This window comes from Pantoea sp. Pa-EAmG (assembly GCF_030024295.1).
Lineage (GTDB): Bacteria > Pseudomonadota > Gammaproteobacteria > Enterobacterales > Enterobacteriaceae > Pantoea > Pantoea dispersa.
Genome location: NZ_JASEWO010000044.1, coordinates 1 through 18,479, shown reverse-complemented (window position 1 = coordinate 18,479; position 18,479 = coordinate 1). Strand labels below are relative to the sequence as shown.

Here is an 18,479-nt window from a genome sequence, read left to right as displayed (position 1 = left end):
AATGAGTATCAAGGGCACCGTATTAGAGAAAATTGTGCAGGATAAAGCCCTGTGGGTTGAAGCACGTAAATCGCAGCAGCCGCTGGCCTCCTTCCAGAACGATCTGCAGCCGGCGGAGCGTCATTTTTACGAGGCGCTGCGTGGCACGCGCACCGTCTTCATTCTGGAGTGTAAAAAAGCCTCCCCGTCTAAAGGACTGATTCGCGCCGATTTTGATCCCGCGACTATCGCCGGGATCTACCGCCATTACGCCTCTGCGGTGTCAGTGCTGACCGATGAGAAATATTTCCAGGGCAGCTTTGATTTCCTGCCGGTGGTCAGCGCCGCCATCACGCAGCCGGTGCTGTGCAAAGACTTTATTATTGATCCCTACCAGATTTACCTGGCGCGCCATTATCAGGCCGATGCCATTCTGCTGATGCTGTCCGTACTGGATGATGAGCAGTACCGTCAGCTGGCTGCGGTGGCGCACAGTCTGAAAATGGGCGTGCTGACCGAAGTCAGTAACGAAGAAGAGCTGGAGCGCGCTATCGCGCTGGAAGCTAAAGTGGTCGGCATCAACAACCGCGATCTGCGTGATTTGTCGATTGACCTGAATCGCACGCGTCAGCTGGCCCCGCGTCTCAGCCATGGCGTCACCGTAATCAGCGAGTCCGGCATCCATAATTACGCCCAGGTGCGCGAGCTGAGCCATTTTGCTAACGGCTTTTTAATTGGCTCGGCGCTGATGGAGGAGCACGACCTCGACGCCGGTGTACGCCGCGTGCTGCTGGGCGATAACAAGGTGTGCGGCCTGACCCGCCCGGAAGACGCGCAGGCCGCGCAACAGGCTGGTGCGCTGTATGGCGGCGTGATCTTTGCCGCCGGTTCGCCGCGCCAGGTTAACGAGGCGCAGGCACAGGCGGTGATCGCCGCTGCACCGCTGAAGTATGTCGGCGTGTTCCGCAATCAGGCTATCAATGACGTTGTCACGTTGGCCACACGTTTATCGCTTGCGGCCGTCCAGCTGCACGGCGACGAAGACAAAGCCTACGTTGCGGAACTGCGCCAGGCGCTGCCAGCCAGCGTGCGCATCTGGAAGGCGCTGAGCATTCAAGATCGGTTGCCGCCACGCGACTGGCCGCACGTTGATCGCTACGTGCTGGATAATGGCCAGGGTGGCAGCGGTCAGCGCTTTGACTGGTCGCTGCTGCAGGGTGAAGACCTGACTGATGTGCTGCTGGCCGGTGGCCTGAGCGCCGATAACTGCGTCGAAGCCGCTCAGCTCGGCTGTGCCGGCCTCGACTTCAACTCCGGCGTGGAATCCGCGCCGGGCATCAAAGATGCCAGCAAAGTCGCGGCGGTATTCCGCACGCTGCGCGCCTATTAATTGCGTCTGCCCGCCTGCGGGCGGGCCGGATAAGGAAGAGGACACGATGACGACATTACTTAATCCCTACTTTGGCGAATTCGGCGGCCAGTATGTGCCGCAGATTTTGATGCCAGCACTGCGTCAGCTGGAAACGGCCTTTGTTGAAGCACAGCGCGATCCGGCGTTTCAGGCTGAATTCACTGACCTGCTGAAAAACTACGCCGGTCGCCCGACGGCCCTGACGCTGTGCAGCAACCTGACCAAAGGCAGCAAAACCCGCCTGTACCTGAAGCGCGAAGACCTGCTGCACGGCGGCGCACACAAAACTAACCAGGTGCTGGGCCAGGCGCTGCTGGCAAAACGCATGGGCAAAAACGAGATCATCGCGGAAACCGGCGCCGGTCAGCACGGCGTGGCGTCGGCACTGGCGTGTGCCCTGCTCGGCATGAAATGCCGTATTTACATGGGCGCGAAAGACGTTGAGCGTCAGTCACCCAACGTGTTCCGTATGCGGCTGATGGGCGCAGAGGTGATTCCGGTACACAGCGGCTCGGCCACGCTGAAAGATGCCTGTAACGAGGCGCTGCGCGACTGGTCCGGCAGCTACGAAACCGCGCACTACATGCTCGGCACTGCCGCAGGTCCGCACCCGTTCCCGACCATTGTGCGTGAATTCCAGCGCATGATTGGCGAAGAGACCAAAGCGCAGATTCTGGAAAAAGAGGGTCGCCTGCCGGATGCGGTACTGGCGTGCGTCGGCGGCGGTTCTAACGCCATCGGCATGTTTGCGGATTTCATCGAAGAGAGCAGCGTGCGCCTGATCGGCGTGGAGCCTGCGGGTCACGGTATTGACACCGGTGAGCACGGTGCGCCGCTCAAGCACGGTCGCGTCGGCATCTATTTCGGCATGAAGGCGCCGATGATGCAGACCGAAGAGGGACAGATCGAAGAGTCCTACTCCATCTCTGCCGGTCTCGATTTCCCGTCGGTCGGTCCGCAGCATGCGCACCTGAACAGCACCGGCCGCGCTGACTACGTGTCAATCACGGATGATGAAGCGCTGGAGGCCTTTAAGACGCTGTGTCGTGCAGAAGGCATCATTCCGGCACTGGAGTCATCGCACGCGCTGGCGTATGCGCTGAAAATGATCCGCGAAAACCCGGACAAAGAGCAGTTGCTGGTGGTGAACCTTTCCGGCCGCGGCGACAAAGACATCTTTACCGTTCACGATATTCTGAAAGCTAAGGGAGAGATCTGATGGAGCGTTATAATCAGCTGTTTCAACGTCTGTCCGCGAAACAGGAAGGCGCGTTTGTGCCCTTCGTCACCCTTGGCGATCCGTCACCGGCGCTATCGCTGAAAATCATTGATGCGCTGGTCGAGGGCGGTGCGGATGCGCTGGAGCTGGGCATTCCGTTCTCTGATCCGCTGGCCGATGGACCGACGATTCAGGGCGCTACGCTGCGCGCCTTTGCCGGCGGCACCACCGTAGCGCAGTGTTTTGAAATGCTCGCCACCGTGCGCCAGAAATACCCCGATCTGCCGATTGGCCTGCTGATGTACGCCAACCTGGTGTTCAGCAGAGGTATCGACAACTTCTACGCGCAGTGCGCTGCGGTGGGCGTTGACTCGGTGCTGGTGGCTGACGTGCCGGTGGAAGAGTCGGCCCCGTTCCGCCAGGCGGCGATGCGTCACAACATTGCGCCGATCTTTATCTGTCCGCCCAACGCGGATGACGATCTGCTGCGCGAAATCGCCTCGCACGGCCGTGGCTACACCTATCTGCTGTCACGCGCCGGCGTTACCGGTGCGGAAAATCGCGCCAGCCTGCCGCTGCATCATCTGATCGAGAAGCTGCGCGAATATCATGCTGCGCCACCGCTGCAGGGCTTCGGCATCTCTGAGCCGGGTCAGGTGAAAGAGGCAGTTGCCGCCGGAGCCGCCGGAGCCATCTCCGGCTCGGCCATCGTAAAAATCATCGAGCGTAATCAGAACGACCCAACGGCGCTGCTCAGCGAACTGCAAACGTTCGTCAGCGATCTCAAAGCGGCTACCCGCTGAGTTGGCACGGCCCTGCACTGGCTGCAGGGCCCTTCTTACTTCCTGCCCCCTTTTTTCTCCCCTGCGACAAACTTTTTCATCGCGCCTGAGTTGCCGAAATGCGAGGCACGGCCCACACTTAAGCGTGCCGTCACGTTACGGTGCACCACCATCTATGACAGGGAGATAACCAATGAAATTGTTCAAAGTCGTTGCGGGTTTTTTAGTGGCTGCAGTGATGGCGCTCACCTTAAGTGCCTGTGCACCAACAGCAACAAAGGAAGGGACCGGCGGTTACATCGATGACACGGTCATTACCACCAAAGTGAAGGCACAGCTGCTGAATGACGAGGCGCTGAAATCGACAGAAATTAACGTTGAGACCTTCAAAGGGAAAGTACAGCTGAGCGGCTTTGTCAGCTCGCCGCAGATGGCCAACCGTGCGGTTGCGGTAACGCGTAACGTGGCGGGGGTAAAATCCGTCGTCAACAATATGCAGATTAAGTAACTAAACGGGCGACCTGCGGGTCGCCCTTTTTCTTTCTGGTGTAAAAATCAGAAACGGTAGCCCGCGCCAAAGAAGAACACCCACGGATCGATGCGGGTATTGATATTCTGCTGTTCGCCCGCCGCTTTGAATTTCACTTCGGTATCGATGTCCATGTACCACAATGACGCGTTGAGCATCCAGTCGCGGTTGATCTGATAATCCAGCCCGACCTGACCCGCCACGCCCCAGGAGTCTTTCACGCTCAAATCGCTCAGCTGCGCATCCTGCCCGGTCTGGTTAAACTTCGCATCGTAGAAGGTGGTGTAGTTGATCCCGACGCCAACGTAAGGGCGCAGCGCGCTTTGGCTGTCGAAAAAGTAGTACTGCGCCATCAGGGTGGGCGGCAGCTGACGCACGGTAGCGAGGTTGCCGGTCGGGCCAAGTCCCACTTTGTGGCGGAACGGCGTGGCCGCCAGCAGCTCAACGCCGATATTGTCGGTCGCCATCCAGGTAAACGTCAGACCCAGCTGGGTATCATTACTGACGCTGAAGCCGCCCATACCCAGCACATTATCAGAGCCTTCGGTCGGACGAACGGTCGCGCTACCGGCGCGCGCAAAAAAATCACCGGCCTGGTGAGCCAGTGCCAGTTGCGGGATCGCCAGCGCCAGCAGCAGCGCGCATTTAGCCAGTTTCATAATCACTCCTTTGCCGGAAAACAGGGTATTGAGGTTAATCGCGGCACAAGATTTACCCCTTTTTTGCGAAAAGATCATCAGCATCAATTCAAATTAATCACTTATAAAACAATGAATTGATTCAGATCAATTTTGCCTTTACAAGCGGACATAAAAATCCTGTTGCCGCCATGACACGGCGTGATTATGTTGCTATTCCCCTTTTGTGATTTTGGTTCGAAGCCTCAGGAGTGGCGGGCGATCAGATGAGCGATTTACTTAACCCCTGTATGACCTGTGGCGCCTGCTGCGCCCATTTTCGCGTTTCTTTTTACTGGGCCGAAGCCGACGACGGTGGTGGCACAGTGCCGGTTGAACTGACAGAGCCCCTAAGCCTGATGATGCGCAACATGCGCGGCACCAACGATCGTGCCCCGCGCTGCGTGGCGCTGCAGGGTGAAATTGGCGGCTGTGTTTCCTGTGGGATTTATGCGCAGCGGCCGTCACCGTGCCGGGAGTTCGCCATGTCCGGCGAAAATGGCGTGCCGAATGACGCCTGCGATCGCGCCCGGGCGCGCTATGGTTTACCCGCGCTTTTTCACCCTTCTTTACCTGAGATGACAGAAAGTTATGGGATTCCGGGTGCCAGCCTGCCTGCAGAACATGTACAATCGCCGGGTTAATTAACCCGGTTCCTTCAAGGAGTGTACATGTCTATCACGGCAAGCTCATTATACCGTGACACAGGAAATTTTCTGCGCCATCAGCTGGTCACCATCGTGCTGATGGCGTTGCTGACCTCGTTTATTACCGTGATTGTTGGCCACGCCCTGACGCCGGGCGAGGATCAGTTATCCCTGCTCAGCCAGACCGACAGCAGCGCCTCATCGCTGTTTGAAATCGTCCAGAACATGTCACCGGATCAGCAACGCATTCTGCTGCGCGCCTCTGCCGCCGGCACTTTCGCTGCCCTGATTGGCAACACGCTGCTATTGGGCGGCATGCTGTGCCTGCTGCCGATGGTATCCAGTGGACAGCGCGTCAGCGCGCTGCGCGCGATTGGCGCCTCTGCACCGCTGCTGCCGAAACTGCTGGTGCAGACCTTCCTGATCACCCTGCTGGTTCAGCTGGGCTTTATGGTACTGATGGTGCCTGGTGTGATTCTGGCGATTCTGCTGTCGCTGGCGCCGGTGATGCTGGCAAGTGAAAAAATGGGCATTTTCAGTGCGATGCGCGCCAGTATGCGTCTGGCCTGGAAGAACATTAAGGTGATCGCCCCGGCGATTATTTTGTGGCTGCTGGCGAAAATTGCGCTGATGTTCTTCTTCTCCTCGCTGACCGTGCTGCCTGCTAATATCGCTTCGGTGGTGCTCAACGCGCTGGGCAACCTGGTATCAGCCATTCTGATTATCTATTTGTACCGGCTGTATATGCTGTTACGTTAAGCGTTACGGCGCCCGCGGCGGCGCCGTAACTCAACGCTCCTGCCCCTGACTGGAAACGCTATGAAGCAGTTACTCGATTTTCTTCCCCTGGTAGTTTTCTTTATTTTCTACAAGCTGTACGACATTTTTGTCGCTTCCGGCGCGCTGGTGGTGGCGACCGGTATCGCGCTGGTGGTCAGCTGGGTGCTGTACCGCAAGCTGGAAAAGATGACCATTTTCACCTTTGTGCTGGTTGCGGTGTTCGGCACCCTGACCTATGTGTTCCACAACGATGAATTCATCAAATGGAAAGTCACGGTGATTTACTCGCTGTTCGCGCTGGCGCTGCTGTACAGCCAGTGGTTTATGCAGCAACCGCTGATCCAGACCATGCTTGGTAAAGAGCTGCAGCTGCCGGGTGCGGTATGGCGTCGGCTGAATATCGCCTGGGCCCTGTTCTTCCTGGCCTGCGGCCTGGCGAATATTTATGTCGCGTTTTGGTTATCCCAGGCGTTTTGGGTTAACTTTAAGGTGTTCGGTCTTACCGGCCTGACCCTGCTGTTTACGCTGTTAAGCGGCCTGTACATCTGGCGACAGATGCCGCAACAAGAACAAAAATAATCGATGCAGCCCGGTCTCCGCCGGGCTTGTCTTCACCTGCAGAAGAACTGAGCAATGGACGAAAAACATAAGTTGCCGCAAGGCGAGATGGTCTCGCGTACCCTGGCGATGCCGGCAGATACCAATGCCAACGGTGATATCTTCGGCGGCTGGCTGATGTCGCAGATGGATATGGGCGGCGCGATACTGGCTAAAGAGATTGCCAAAGGCCGCGTGGTAACGGTGCGCGTGGATGGTATGACCTTCCTCAAGCCCGTCGCCGTCGGGGATGTGGTGAGCTGCTACGCGCGCTGCATCCGCACCGGCAATAGCTCGATGACCATTAACGTGGAAGTGTGGATTAAAAAAGTGTCGTCCGAACCGATCGGCCAGACTTACTGCGCCACCGAAGCGGTGTTTGTTTACGTAGCGGTCGATAACAGCGGGAAATCCCGTCCGCTGCCGGAAGGCCAGGCCAATCTGAGCAATTAAGCGTATAAAAAAAGCGGCCCGGAATGGCCGCTTTTTCTTTGCCTGTCTGGCTTTACTCGATGTTCGCGCCGCCGTTAATGCGGAACACGATGTTCATCGTCAGCCCTTTGCCCGGCCGTCCTGGCTGATAGCGCCACTTCTTCATCGCCTGCTTCACTTCGCGCTCAAACATGTTGCGCGGCTCGGCGGACAAAATCTCGACGTTATCGACGCGCCCATCGCTGTCCACGTCAAACTTCACCCGCACCCGCCCTTCAACGCGCAGCGCGAACGCACGCGCCGGATACGCCGGCTTGCTGACGCTCATCGCTTTCGGTCCATCCGACACCGTCTGCGTTGGGGCCGGATTACTCTTCGGTGCCGTCGAGGGGCGCGTTTGCGCGGCTGGCGCGTCCTGTTTAAACGGATTCTCCTGCGGCTTCACCTGCTGGCGCGGCTTCGGCTCTGCCTTTTTCTCCACCTTTGGCTTCGGTTTCGGTTTTGGCTTCGGTTTAGGTTCCGGCTTAGGGATCGGCACCGGCTCGGCTTTTGGTGGCTCTGGCGCGACTTCCGGCTCGGGTTCCGGTTCGGGCGGCGGCGGCGGGGTTACGGCTGCAGGTGCCGGTTCAGGCTGCACTTCGGGGGCTACCATGCTAATGCTGATAGGCTGAGACGCTTTAGGAACCTCAATGGTCTGATGAAATGAAGCATAAAGAATGCCGGCGATTACCGAACCGTGAAGGAGCACGGATAAAATCACGGACACAGGCGTTCGGGTTGGAAAAGGCGTAGTCAACGTCGTCATATCAGTCATGTTCATTGAGTGAAGCGCTGATTTTAAATGCAAATAGCAATCAGTTTCAATAAGCACGCTACTGAAGGCCAAAAGAAAGACGCTTTTTAACCCTGCCTGCGTTGCAGCGCGCGCCCATTATCTTTCGTTTGCACTCTGTTTAGCGATCACTTAACGTGTCTCGCAAATTCGGCAAGTCTAACGGGAGTATCCCATCGTGCTTTACGTCATTTATGCGGAAGATACCGCAGATTCACTGGAAAAACGTAACTCTGTGCGCCCGGCACACCTGGCGCGTCTGCAGCTGCTGCAGGATGAGGGGCGTCTGATTGTCGCCGGTCCTCTGCCTGCCGTCGACAGTAATGAGCCGGGCCCGGCTGGTTTCACCGGTTCTGTGATTGTTGCCGAGTTCTCATCGCTGGAAACGGCCCAGTCGTGGGCCAATGACGATCCGTATATCGCCGCTGGCGTGTACGATAAAGTCACGGTTAAACCGTTTAAACGGGTGTTCTGATGCAGTGGCAGCCCCTTCTGTTGTTAGTGCTGGTGCTGCTGCTGATTGGTCGTGCGCTGTGGCTGTGGCGCCGTCAGGGCTGGCGTCAGGCGCGCCAGCACATCGTCATGCTGGTGGTACTGGCGGCGGCCCTGCAGATAGTGAATGTTTCACTGGTATTACGCGGCCACTGACGACCGCGTTCATTGCTCAGGTATTCTGCGTGATAAACAGGATAGAGCGACGCTGCTGCTGCGCCACCTGATGACGAATCGCATGGATGCGCTTATAACGACGTGACTGCCCTTCCAGCCAGCGGGCACGACGGCGATGCGCCTGGCGTAACATTCTCCAGCGGGCCACTTCATTTCTGCTGCGTCTCATCACATCCTCTCTGACTGGCTAAACCCGCGACGCATTATAGTGATCTGGCTAAAAATGCCAAATCGAAACCTTCATCGAAACGTCATCAACGATTAAAGGTTTCGCTGGCGCAGATCAACACGTAAACTTTGCCCATCAAAGCGCGAACGGGACGTCCACTTTATGACCACATTTTATACCCTTATCAGTTGGTTGCTGCTGTTTGGCTACTGGCTGCTGATTGCCGGGGTTACGCTGCGCATCCTGATGAAGCGGCGAGCGGTGACCTCAGCGATGGCCTGGCTGCTGATCATCTACATTCTGCCGCTGGTGGGTATTATCGCCTATCTGTCGTTTGGCGAACTGCATTTAGGTAAACGTCGCGCTGAACGCGCCCGCACCATGTGGCCCTCGACCGCCAAATGGCTCAACGACCTGAAACAGTGTCGTCACATTTTCGCGACTGAACACAGTGACGTGGCGCGCTCCCTGTTCGAGCTGTGCCGTCATCGTCAGGGTATTGCCGGCGTTAAAGGCAATCAGCTGCAGCAGCTGACCAGCGCCGATGACGTGATGCAGGCGCTGATCCGCGATATTCAGCTGGCGCGCCATAATATTGAGATGGTGTTCTACATCTGGCAGCCGGGTGGTCTGGCTGATGATGTGGCGGAATCGCTGATGGCTGCCTCACGGCGCGGCGTGCACTGCCGCCTGATGCTGGACTCCGCCGGCAGCGTGGCGTTCTTCCGCAGTCCGTGGGTAGGCATGATGCGCAACGCCGGTATTGATGTGGTCGAGGCATTGCAGGTCAGCCTGTGGCGTGTGTTCCTGCGCCGCATGGATTTGCGTCAGCACCGCAAAGTGGTGCTGATCGATAACTACATTGCCTATACCGGCAGCATGAATCTGGTGGATCCGCGCTTCTTTAAACAGGATGCTGGCGTGGGTCAATGGATTGATCTGATGGCGCGCATGGAGGGCCCGGTGGCCACTACCATGGGCATCGTCTACGCCTGCGACTGGGAAATCGAAACCGGCAAACGCATTCTGCCGCCGGCGCCGGACGGCAATGTGATGCCGTTTGAGCAGGAGAGCGGTCACACCATTCAGGTGATCGCCTCAGGTCCGGGCTTCCCCGAGGACATGATTCATCAGGCGCTGCTGACGGCGGTGTATTCAGCGCGCGAGCAGCTGATCATGACCACGCCCTACTTCGTGCCGAGCGACGACTTACTGCACGCCATCTGTACCGCCGCGCTGCGTGGCGTTGAGGTGAGCATTGTTGTACCGCGCCATAATGACTCGCTGCTGGTCGGCTGGGCCAGCCGCGCCTTCTTCACTGAACTGCTGGAAGCCGGGGTGAAAATCTATCAGTTTGAAGATGGCCTGTTGCACACCAAGAGCGTGCTGGTGGACGGTCAGCTCAGCCTGGTGGGCACGGTGAACCTGGATATGCGCAGCCTGTGGCTCAACTTCGAGATCACGCTGGTGGTGGATGATGACGGCTTTGGTAGCGATCTCGCCACGGTCCAGGATGATTATATCGCCCGTTCGCGTCTGCTGGACGGCGCGCGCTGGGCAAAACGTGCCTGGTGGCAGCGCATCGTTGAACGACTGTTTTACTTCTTTAGCCCTTTACTGTAAAACGAGCGACAAGATTACCGCCTCAGAGTAAGCAGGAATGACCATGGATTTAAATAATCGCCTTACCGAAGATGAAACGCTGGAACAGGCTTACGATATTTTTCTTGAGCTGGCAGGCGATAACCTCGATCCGGCAGACATCATTCTGTTCAATCTGCAATTTGAAGAGCGCGGCGGTGCCGAGCTGTTTGATCCATCCGAAGACTGGCAGGAACATGTGGATTTCGATCTCAACCCTGACTTCTTCTCAGAAGTGGTGATCGGCCTCGGTGAAGCGGACGGCGAACCGATTACCGATGTGTTCGCGCGGATCCTGCTGTGCCGCGAGAAAGATCATAAGCTGTGTCATATTCTGTGGCGTGAATAAGCCGCAGCGCATAAAAAAACGCCGGGCACTGCCCGGCGTTGTTGTTTATGGCACCGCTATTAAAGCGGATCAACCTTCAGACAGGACACCGCATGGCGGAAACTGCCTTCGAGTAGCGGTCGGGTTTTGGCGCACTCCGGGCCGGCAATCGGGCAGCGGGTGCGGAACACGCAGCCTGATGGCGGATTGATCGGCGACGGCAGTTCCCCTTCCAGCAGCTGAATCTGCTTATTTTTCTCCAGGTCCGGATCAGGAATCGGCACCGCCGACATCAGCGCTTTGGTGTACGGATGCTGCGGATCGTTATATACCGCATCATAGGTCCCCAGCTCAACCGCGTGGCCGAGATACATCACCAGTACGCGATCAGAGATGTGCTTCACCACCGCCAGGTCATGCGCGATGAAGATCAGCGACAGGCCCATTTCACGCTGCAGTTTCTGCAGCAGGTTGACCACCTGCGCCTGAATCGACACGTCGAGCGCCGACACCGGCTCATCACAGATAATCAGCTTCGGCTCAAGAATCAGCGCACGGGCGATACCGATACGCTGGCACTGGCCACCGGAGAACTCGTGCGGATAGCGGTTGATGAGGTTCGGCAGCAGACCGACCTTCATCATCATGTTTTTAACCTTATCCTTCACTTCCTGACGCGGCATCTTTGGATAGTAGGTGCGCAGCGGTTCGGCGATGATGTCACCAATGGTCATACGCGGGTTGAGCGAGGCCAGCGGGTCCTGGAAGATCATCTGAATGTCACTGCGCGCCTGACGCCACTCTTCCTGGCTCTGGCCCAGCAGATCGCGCCCCAGCCACGCCACGCGCCCGTCGGTGGCTTTCACCAGACCGATAATGGCGCGCGCCAGCGTGGATTTGCCGCAGCCGGATTCACCCACCACGCCGAGGGTTTCGCCTTCATACAAACGCAGACTGACACCATCCACCGCTTTCAGGGTTTTCGGCGGCTGCCAGAACCACTGCTTGCCGTCTTTGATATCGAAATGCACCCTGAGATCGGCGATTTCCAGCAACACTTTTTTTTCTTCGATTACGGTGCTCATACTAACTCCTCCACCGGTTTGAAGCAGGCGCGCAGGCGCCCTTCGGCAAACGGTTCAAGCGGCGGTGATTTGGCACAAATATCCATGGCATATGCGCAGCGCGGCTGGAACGGACAGCCCTGCGGCAGACGCAACAGATTGGGCGGGTTGCCGGGAATGGTGGTCAGCGACTCTCCCTCCGCGTCAAGACGCGGCACCGCGCTCAGCAAACCGATCGAGTACGGATGGGCCGGCTGGTAGAACACATCGCGCGCACGGCCATATTCCATGGTGCGCCCGGCATACATCACCAGTACCTTGTCACAGATCCCGGCAACAACGCCGAGATCGTGAGTGATCATGATGATGGCGGTGTTAAATTCACGCTTCAGCTCATTCAACAGCGTCATGATTTGCGCCTGCACGGTGACATCCAGCGCAGTGGTTGGCTCATCGGCAATCAGCAGCTTTGGCCGGCACAGCAGCGCCATGGCGATCATTACGCGCTGACGCATGCCACCGGAAAACTCGTGCGGGAACATCTTCATGCGTTTGCGCGCTTCCGGCATTTTCACCGCGTCCAGCATGCGCACCGACTCTTCAAACGCCTGGGCGCTGCTCATGCCTTTGTGCAGTTTCAGCACCTCCATCAGCTGTTCGCCGACGCGCATGTACGGATTGAGCGATGTCATCGGGTCCTGGAAAATCATCGCAATCTGCTCCGCGCGCAGCTTGTTCAGCTTGCTTTCCGGCAGATTGAGGATTTCGCTGCCGTTGAACTGCGCCGAGCCGCCAATGCGACCATTTTTCGCCAGCAGTCCCATCAGTGCAAACGCGGTTTGCGATTTTCCGGAGCCGGATTCACCGACAATGCCCAGCGTTTCACCGGCGCGCAGGGAAAAGTTGAGGTCGTTCACAGCGGTCACGTCGCCGTCGTGAGTACTAAAGGTGACGCGCAGATCTTTAACGTCCAGCAGCAGGTTAGCGTTTCCCGCAGGTGCAGCCGCCAGCGGCTGCTGAGTATCATGATGGGTCATCGGGAAACTCCTTAACGATCTTTCGGGTCGAGGGCGTCACGCAGGCCATCGCCGATAAAGTTGAAACAGAACAACGTCACCACCAGGAAGCCCGCCGGGAACATCAGCAGCCACGGTGATACTTCCATCGAGTTGGCGCCGTCGCTCAACAGCGCGCCCCAGCTGCTCAGTGGCTCCTGGGTACCGAGGCCAAGGAAGCTCAGGAAGGATTCAAACAGGATCATGCTTGGCACCAGCAGCGAGGCATACACCACCACCACGCCCAGCACGTTCGGCACGATGTGGCGCAGCACGATATTGCCGGTAGAAACACCGCCGACCTGCGCCGCTTCGATGAACTCTTTGCGCTTCAGTCCCAGCGTCTGGCCGCGCACGATACGCGCCATATCCAGCCATGACACCATGCCAATGGCAACGAAGATCAGCAGGATATTGCGGCCAAAGAAGGTCACCAGCAGGATGACGAAGAACATAAACGGGAACGAGTTGAGGATTTCCAGGATACGCATCATCACCGAGTCAATCTTGCCGCCAAGGTAGCCGGCCAGCGAACCGTACAGCGTGCCCACCAGCACCGCGATCAGCGCTGAAGCGATGCCAACCATCAGTGAGATACGGCCGCCAATCGCCACGCGCACCAGCAGGTCACGTCCCGAAGAGTCGGTGCCAAACCAGTGCCCTGAGGTGGTGTCCGGCGGTGCAGACATCATCGCCCAGTCGGTATCATCATATTTGAACTGCGCCAGCATCGGGGCGAACACCACGAACAGCGCAATCACCAGCAGCACCAGCAGGCTGATAAGGGCCGCACGGTTATGAATAAAGCGGCGACGTGCGTCCTGCCACAGGCTGCGCCCTTCCACTTCCAGCTTTTCGCTGAACGCGTCCAGAGCTTCGCTATTTTTCTTACTTAACATCATGAGCGAGCTCCACCATCAGTAACGAATTTTCGGATCGATAACGGCGTACAGCACGTCAACGATCGCGTTGAACAGGATGGTCAGCACGCCGACCAGAATGGTCAGGCTCATCACCAGCGAGTAGTCACGGTTCAGTGCGCCGTTGACAAACAGCTGACCGATGCCCGGCAGACCGTAAATTGATTCGATTACCATCGAACCGGTGATGATGCCAACAAACGCCGGCCCCATATAGGAGAGCACCGGCAGCAGCGCCGGCTTTAGCGCGTGGCGCAGCACAATACGGCGCAGCGGCAGACCTTTCGCACGCGCGGTGCGGATGAAGTTAGAGTGCATCACTTCAATCATCGAGCCGCGGGTGATACGGGCGATACTGGCGATGTAAGCCAGTGACAGCGCCACCATCGGCAGCAGCATGTAGTTCCACTGCCCGCCATTCCAGCCGCCGCCCGGCAGCCAGCGCAGGGTGATGGCAAAGATCAGTACCAGCAGCGGTGCCACCACGAAGCTGGGAATGACCACCCCGGTCATCGCCACCCCCATGACCGCGTAATCCCACAAACTGTTTTGCTTCAGCGCGGCGATAACCCCCGCCGTGACGCCCAGCACCACCGCAAGGAAGAAGGCTGCCAGCCCCAGTTTGGCCGATACCGGAAACGCATGACCAACCAGGTAGTTAACCGAGTAGTCTTTATATTTAAACGACGGCCCGAAATCGCCGTGTGCCAGCTGCACCAGGTAGCTGAGATACTGTTTGCCGATCGGGTCGTTGAGATGATATTTGGCCTCAATGTTGGCCATGACTTCCGGCGCCAGCGCACGCTCGCCGGTGAACGGACTGCCGGGTGCCAGTCGCATCATAAAGAAGGAGATGGTGATCAGAATGAATAGCGTCGGGATGGCTTCAAGGAGCCGACGCAGGATGAATTTTAACATTGCCGTACCTACCAGGCTGTTGCTTCACAAAGTCAAAAAGGCGGCACCGCAGCACCGCCACTGTCGATAGCCTGAGTGCTATTAATGCTTAATGATGTACAGATTCTTATCCAGGGTTTTATCCAGCGGATCGTTGCCGGTGTAGCCGCCAACGTACGGTTTCACCAGACGCGCGTTCACGTAGTAGTAAACCGGCACGATGGTGCTGTCTTTATCCAGGATCTGCTCTGCTTTCTGATAATCGGCCACGCGCGCTTTGTCATCCGCCGCTTTCACCGCATCGTGAATCACTTTGTCGAAGTCCGCGCTCTTATAGTGCGAGGTGTTACTGCTGCTGTCCGACAGCATGATGTTCAGGAAGGAGGTCGGTTCGTTATAGTCGGCACACCATGCCGCGCGGGAGACATCGAAGTTGCCCTGATGACGGGTATCCAGGAAGGTTTTCCACTCCTGGTTTTCCAGCTTGATGTTCACGCCGATGTTCTTTTTCCAGATGGACGAGGCGGCAATCGCCAGTTTTTTGTGCAGATCGGAGGTGTTGTACAGCAGGTTGAAGGTCAGCGGTTTGTCGGCGGTATAACCGGCTTCGGCCAGCAGTTTCTTCGCTTCTTCGTTACGCTTGTTCTGATCCCACTTGTACCAGTCCGGCGGCAGCAGTTCCATGCCGTCAGTGGCTGGCGGTGTGAAGCTGTAGGCCGGCTGTTGACCCTGCGCCAGCACTTTGTTCACCATGATGTCGCGATCCAGACCCAGCTTCAGCGCGGTACGCACGCGGACATCGGTAAACGGCGCTTTCTGGTTGTTGATTTCATAGTAGTAGGTGCACAGATACGGTTTCACCATCAGCTCTTTACCGTTATCACGCTGCAGTTTTTTAAACAGCTCGATCGGCATGTTGTTGTAAGTGATGTCGCTGCCGTTCTCGGAGAAATAACGGTTCACATCGCTGACTTCGGAGTTGATTGGCAGGAAGGTGACTTTATTCAGTACGGTATGTTCGTTGTCCCAGTATTCCGGGTTACGCACCAGCGTCACGCGTTCGTTGATCACGTGAGATTCCAGTTTGAAGGCACCGTTGCCGACCCAGTTCTGCGGCTGCGTCCACTGGTCGCCAAACTTCTCAATGGCTGGCTTATACACCGGTGACATCACCGCGTTGATCAGCAGCTTATCGAAGTACGGTACCGGCTCGCTCAGCGTCACTTCCAGCGTGTGGTCATCCAGTGCTTTCACGCCAAGATCGGAGGTCGGTTTTTTACCGGCGATGATGTCATCCACGTTGAGGATGTGGCCATACTGCGGGTAGCTCGCATAAGGCGAGGCGGTTTTTGGATCGACCAGACGCTGCCAGCTGTAGACGAAGTCCTGCGCGGTGACCGGCTCGCCGTTTGACCATTTGGCATTTTTACGCAGATGGAAGGTCCAGACTTTGTAGTCTTTGTTTTCCCAGCTTTCCGCGACGCCCGGAACCGGCTTACCGTTGCTGTCGCTCACGATCAGACCTTCATACAGGTCACGGGCGATATTATCTTCCGGCACGCCTTCGATTTTGTGCGGATCCAGCGACTGCACTTCATCGCCATTGCCGCGCACCAGTTCCTGTTTCGCTGCCAATTCGGTACCCGCCGGTACGTTGGCCGCCAGTGCAGCATTCCCTGCCAGCGCGCCGATGGCCGCCAGTACGCCTGCGGCGATCAGGCTTTTTTTCGTGATGTTGTTCATTATTACGCTCCAGTTTTATTATCGTCACCGGGTCGGCTGACCGCCCGGCGTACCCCGTTTCCGGGAGATCTCCGCCTGTCTGCGCGAAGATCACTACCACCCTGCAGGGTTACCACGGCAACGTGACGCCCGACTGTAGCGCCGGATCGTCACATTACTCAATGTTTCTTTATGTAATAGTATTTCAGCGCCAGCATATCCTGCGGATCTTTGCCGCTGAAACCGCCCACCCACGGCTTCACCAGCCGCACGCTAACGCGGTAGTAAACCGGGATGATCGGTGAATCCTGATCCAGCTGTTGTTCCGCCTGCTGATAGAGTTGCGCGCGCTGCGCGTCATCAGCGGTGTTGAGCGTTTGCGCCATCAGCGCATCAAATGCGGCGCTGTGATAAAACGCGGTGTTGATGGAGGAGCCACTCAGCAGCAGATTGAGGAAGCTGGATGGCTCGTTGTAATCCGCACACCAGGTGGCGCGCACCACATCAAACTGTGCCTGATGACGGGTCTCCAGTAGCGTTTTCCACTCCTGATTTTGCAGCGTGACCTGTGCATCGAGATTCTTTTGCCACATCGAGGCAGCCGCAATCGCCTGACGCTTGTTCTGTTCTGAAGTGTTATACAGCAGGGTAAAACGCAGCGGATGCTGGGCATTGAAGCCAGCTTCCGCCAGCAGCTGCTTCGCTGCCGCGTTACGTTGCGCCTGCGTCTGCCGCGCCCACGCTGGCGTATTGAGAGAAATACCGTGAATAAAGGGCGGCGTCAGGCCGTAGGCCGGGATCTGTCCCTGCCCCATAATTTTCTGCGCGATGATGTCGCGGTCGATCGTTAACTTCAGCGCGTTGCGTACGCGGACGTCGTCAAACGGCGCTTTCTTGTTATTGATTTCGTAATAGAAGGTGCACAGCAGCGGGCTGACTTTTACTTCGTCTCCCAGCGCCTGCTGCAGCTTTTTGAACATATCGGGCGGCACCACGCTGTTGGTCATGTCGGTACCGCCACTGCGATAGCGGTTTATATCGCTATTCTCAGAGGTGAGCGCCAGAAACACGCCTTCGTCCAGCGTGGTATGGGCATTGTCCCAGTAGTGCGGATTACGCTTCACCACGATCTGCTCGTTCACCACCCAATCTGCCAGCGTGTAAGCACCATTACCCACGTAGTGCTGCGGCTGTGTCCAGGCATCGCCCCACTGCTCTACCGCCGGACGATACACCGGTTTCATCGAAGTATGAGCCAGCATATCAACAAAATACGGGACCGGTTCAGAGAGCGTAACCTGCAAATGATGATCGTCCAGCGCTTTCACGCCGAGCTGGGAAGGCGCAGCTTTACCGGCGAGGATGGCATCAATGTTGCTGATGTGCGCAGCCTGCAAATAGCTGGCGTACGGCGAGGCGGTGCGGGGATCGGCCAGACGCTGCCAGCTGTAGACAAAATCCTGCGCGGTGACAGGCTCACCATTGCTCCAGCGGGCGTCTTTACGCAGCGTGAACGTCCAGATGCGGCCCTGCTGATTTTGCCACTGCTGCGCCACGCCGGGCACCAGTTGACCGTTGTTGTCGGTCTCAACCAGTCCTTCCAGCAGATTGCGAATCACATTGGATTCCGGCACACCCTCGACTTTTTGTGGATCAAGCGAGGACACTTCGCTGCCGTTGTTAATAACGATGCGTTGCGTATCCGCTAATGACGTCCCGGCTGGGATCTCAGCGGCCTGACTTTGCGCCAGCGCACTGGATAGGCAAAGCGCCAGAAACGTGCGCGCTGCCGTTTTCGCTACCATGCTTTTCATCAACCAATATCAACCTTCAACATAAACCTGATAGCAGTAAGCAAGAAGCGTACACATTTGTTGCTAGCAGATAAAAAATTTTGCGGTGAGCCGAAAATTATCAGAAGCGTTGCCCGCACGCCAAAGCTAAACCACAAAAATGTTAGCTGATTCTCTTTTATCACGTTGCCGCGCACAGGAAAAGTGTTAATTCTTGAGCAAAATTATCGATTAATCCACTGATAAACAATGAATTTCAGCCTGATTTGCACGTTAATTATTCGTTAATCAACTAACTTTATAATATTTACGAATATTGCTGCTTTCAATGCTGAA

The 18,479-nt window shown here is 56.9% G+C and carries 21 protein-coding genes; 12 read left to right on the top strand and 9 right to left on the bottom strand.

Annotated elements, in window-relative coordinates; translation table 11 throughout:
• The first annotated feature begins 1 nt into the window (after position 1).
• The 4 genes from trpCF (at position 2) to QMM04_RS08615 (ending at position 3,899) form a co-directional block, all read left to right on the top strand.
• The gene (trpCF, locus tag QMM04_RS08630; RefSeq protein WP_211724402.1) at positions 2 to 1,369 is read left to right on the top strand and encodes a bifunctional indole-3-glycerol-phosphate synthase TrpC/phosphoribosylanthranilate isomerase TrpF; all 1,368 of its coding nucleotides are present in this window, start codon (positions 2 to 4) and stop codon (positions 1,367 to 1,369) included.
• Positions 1,370 to 1,415: 46 nt separating this feature from the next.
• Positions 1,416 to 2,609: a tryptophan synthase subunit beta gene (gene trpB, locus QMM04_RS08625; RefSeq protein WP_058758632.1), complete on the top strand. Its 1,194-nt coding sequence runs from the start codon at positions 1,416 to 1,418 to the stop codon at positions 2,607 to 2,609.
• On the top strand, positions 2,609 to 3,412 hold the full coding sequence (gene trpA, locus QMM04_RS08620) for a tryptophan synthase subunit alpha (protein ID WP_211724401.1): 804 nt from the start codon (positions 2,609 to 2,611) through the stop codon (positions 3,410 to 3,412). The genes trpB and trpA overlap by 1 nt, the downstream gene beginning before the upstream one ends.
• 172 nt (positions 3,413 to 3,584) lie before the next feature.
• Positions 3,585 to 3,899 (top strand): BON domain-containing protein, encoded by a 315-nt coding sequence (locus tag QMM04_RS08615; protein ID WP_021510099.1) that lies wholly within the window; start codon positions 3,585 to 3,587, stop codon positions 3,897 to 3,899.
• A gap of 47 nt (positions 3,900 to 3,946) precedes the next feature.
• Here QMM04_RS08615 and ompW read toward each other — a convergent pair whose 3' ends face one another.
• Positions 3,947 to 4,579: an outer membrane protein OmpW gene (gene ompW, locus QMM04_RS08610; protein ID WP_211724400.1), complete on the bottom strand. Its 633-nt coding sequence runs from the start codon at positions 4,577 to 4,579 to the stop codon at positions 3,947 to 3,949.
• A gap of 245 nt (positions 4,580 to 4,824) precedes the next feature.
• On the opposite strand from ompW, the gene QMM04_RS08605 reads away from it, so the two are divergent.
• From QMM04_RS08605 to yciA, 4 genes are read left to right on the top strand one after another with little or no spacing between them, the layout of a single operon-like run.
• Positions 4,825 to 5,241 carry a YkgJ family cysteine cluster protein gene (locus QMM04_RS08605; RefSeq protein ID WP_058774619.1) on the top strand — a complete coding sequence of 139 codons (417 nt, stop codon included), beginning with the start codon at positions 4,825 to 4,827 and terminating at the stop codon, positions 5,239 to 5,241.
• 27 nt (positions 5,242 to 5,268) lie between these two features.
• Positions 5,269 to 6,003 carry a YciC family protein gene (locus QMM04_RS08600; protein ID WP_104092993.1) on the top strand — a complete coding sequence of 245 codons (735 nt, stop codon included), beginning with the start codon at positions 5,269 to 5,271 and terminating at the stop codon, positions 6,001 to 6,003.
• 60 nt (positions 6,004 to 6,063) lie between these two features.
• Positions 6,064 to 6,603 (top strand): septation protein A, encoded by a 540-nt coding sequence (locus QMM04_RS08595; RefSeq protein ID WP_058758637.1) that lies wholly within the window; start codon positions 6,064 to 6,066, stop codon positions 6,601 to 6,603.
• Between the two features lie 54 nt (positions 6,604 to 6,657).
• Entirely contained in the window at positions 6,658 to 7,074 is a 417-nt protein-coding gene (yciA, locus tag QMM04_RS08590; protein ID WP_058758638.1) for an acyl-CoA thioester hydrolase YciA, read from the top strand.
• Between the two features lie 52 nt (positions 7,075 to 7,126).
• Here the strand turns inward: yciA and tonB are convergent, their stop codons facing one another.
• Positions 7,127 to 7,858 carry a TonB system transport protein TonB gene (gene tonB / locus QMM04_RS08585; protein WP_031280217.1) on the bottom strand — a complete coding sequence of 244 codons (732 nt, stop codon included), beginning with the start codon at positions 7,856 to 7,858 and terminating at the stop codon, positions 7,127 to 7,129.
• 205 nt (positions 7,859 to 8,063) lie between these two features.
• On the opposite strand from tonB, the gene QMM04_RS08580 reads away from it, so the two are divergent.
• Together QMM04_RS08580 and QMM04_RS08575 are read left to right on the top strand one after the other, a co-directional pair.
• Positions 8,064 to 8,360 carry a YciI family protein gene (locus tag QMM04_RS08580; protein WP_010617723.1) on the top strand — a complete coding sequence of 99 codons (297 nt, stop codon included), beginning with the start codon at positions 8,064 to 8,066 and terminating at the stop codon, positions 8,358 to 8,360.
• The gene (locus QMM04_RS08575) at positions 8,360 to 8,533 is read left to right on the top strand and encodes a hypothetical protein (RefSeq protein WP_021510092.1); all 174 of its coding nucleotides are present in this window, start codon (positions 8,360 to 8,362) and stop codon (positions 8,531 to 8,533) included. Before QMM04_RS08580 ends, QMM04_RS08575 begins: the two co-directional genes overlap by 1 nt.
• A 16-nt stretch (positions 8,534 to 8,549) precedes the next feature.
• On the opposite strand, the gene QMM04_RS08570 is transcribed toward QMM04_RS08575, so the two are convergent.
• Positions 8,550 to 8,723: a YciY family protein gene (locus QMM04_RS08570; RefSeq protein ID WP_088517180.1), complete on the bottom strand. Its 174-nt coding sequence runs from the start codon at positions 8,721 to 8,723 to the stop codon at positions 8,550 to 8,552.
• A gap of 162 nt (positions 8,724 to 8,885) precedes the next feature.
• Between QMM04_RS08570 and cls the strand changes: the two genes are divergently transcribed.
• Complete coding sequence (cls, locus tag QMM04_RS08565) at positions 8,886 to 10,346, top strand: cardiolipin synthase (RefSeq protein ID WP_282996007.1); 1,461 nt, start codon at positions 8,886 to 8,888, stop codon at positions 10,344 to 10,346.
• A gap of 37 nt (positions 10,347 to 10,383) precedes the next feature.
• The gene (locus QMM04_RS08560; RefSeq protein WP_013509338.1) at positions 10,384 to 10,713 is read left to right on the top strand and encodes an HI1450 family dsDNA-mimic protein; all 330 of its coding nucleotides are present in this window, start codon (positions 10,384 to 10,386) and stop codon (positions 10,711 to 10,713) included.
• Positions 10,714 to 10,772: 59 nt separating this feature from the next.
• On the opposite strand, the gene oppF is transcribed toward QMM04_RS08560, so the two are convergent.
• The 6 genes from oppF to QMM04_RS08530 all read right to left on the bottom strand — a co-directional run bounded on the left by oppF (position 10,773) and on the right by QMM04_RS08530 (position 18,164).
• Positions 10,773 to 11,777, bottom strand: a complete 1,005-nt coding sequence (gene oppF, locus QMM04_RS08555) for a murein tripeptide/oligopeptide ABC transporter ATP binding protein OppF (RefSeq protein WP_104186567.1) — start codon at positions 11,775 to 11,777, stop codon at positions 10,773 to 10,775.
• Complete coding sequence (locus QMM04_RS08550; protein ID WP_021510087.1) at positions 11,774 to 12,793, bottom strand: ABC transporter ATP-binding protein; 1,020 nt, start codon at positions 12,791 to 12,793, stop codon at positions 11,774 to 11,776. Before QMM04_RS08550 ends, oppF begins: the two co-directional genes overlap by 4 nt.
• 11 nt (positions 12,794 to 12,804) lie before the next feature.
• Positions 12,805 to 13,713: an oligopeptide ABC transporter permease OppC gene (oppC, locus tag QMM04_RS08545; RefSeq protein WP_021510086.1), complete on the bottom strand. Its 909-nt coding sequence runs from the start codon at positions 13,711 to 13,713 to the stop codon at positions 12,805 to 12,807.
• Between the two features lie 15 nt (positions 13,714 to 13,728).
• Positions 13,729 to 14,649: an oligopeptide ABC transporter permease OppB gene (gene oppB, locus QMM04_RS08540; protein WP_021510085.1), complete on the bottom strand. Its 921-nt coding sequence runs from the start codon at positions 14,647 to 14,649 to the stop codon at positions 13,729 to 13,731.
• Between the two features lie 81 nt (positions 14,650 to 14,730).
• On the bottom strand, positions 14,731 to 16,371 hold the full coding sequence (gene oppA / locus QMM04_RS08535; RefSeq protein ID WP_021510084.1) for an oligopeptide ABC transporter substrate-binding protein OppA: 1,641 nt from the start codon (positions 16,369 to 16,371) through the stop codon (positions 14,731 to 14,733).
• 158 nt (positions 16,372 to 16,529) lie between these two features.
• Positions 16,530 to 18,164, bottom strand: a complete 1,635-nt coding sequence (locus QMM04_RS08530) for an ABC transporter substrate-binding protein (protein WP_282996006.1) — start codon at positions 18,162 to 18,164, stop codon at positions 16,530 to 16,532.
• Between the last annotated feature and the right edge of the window lie 315 nt (positions 18,165 to 18,479).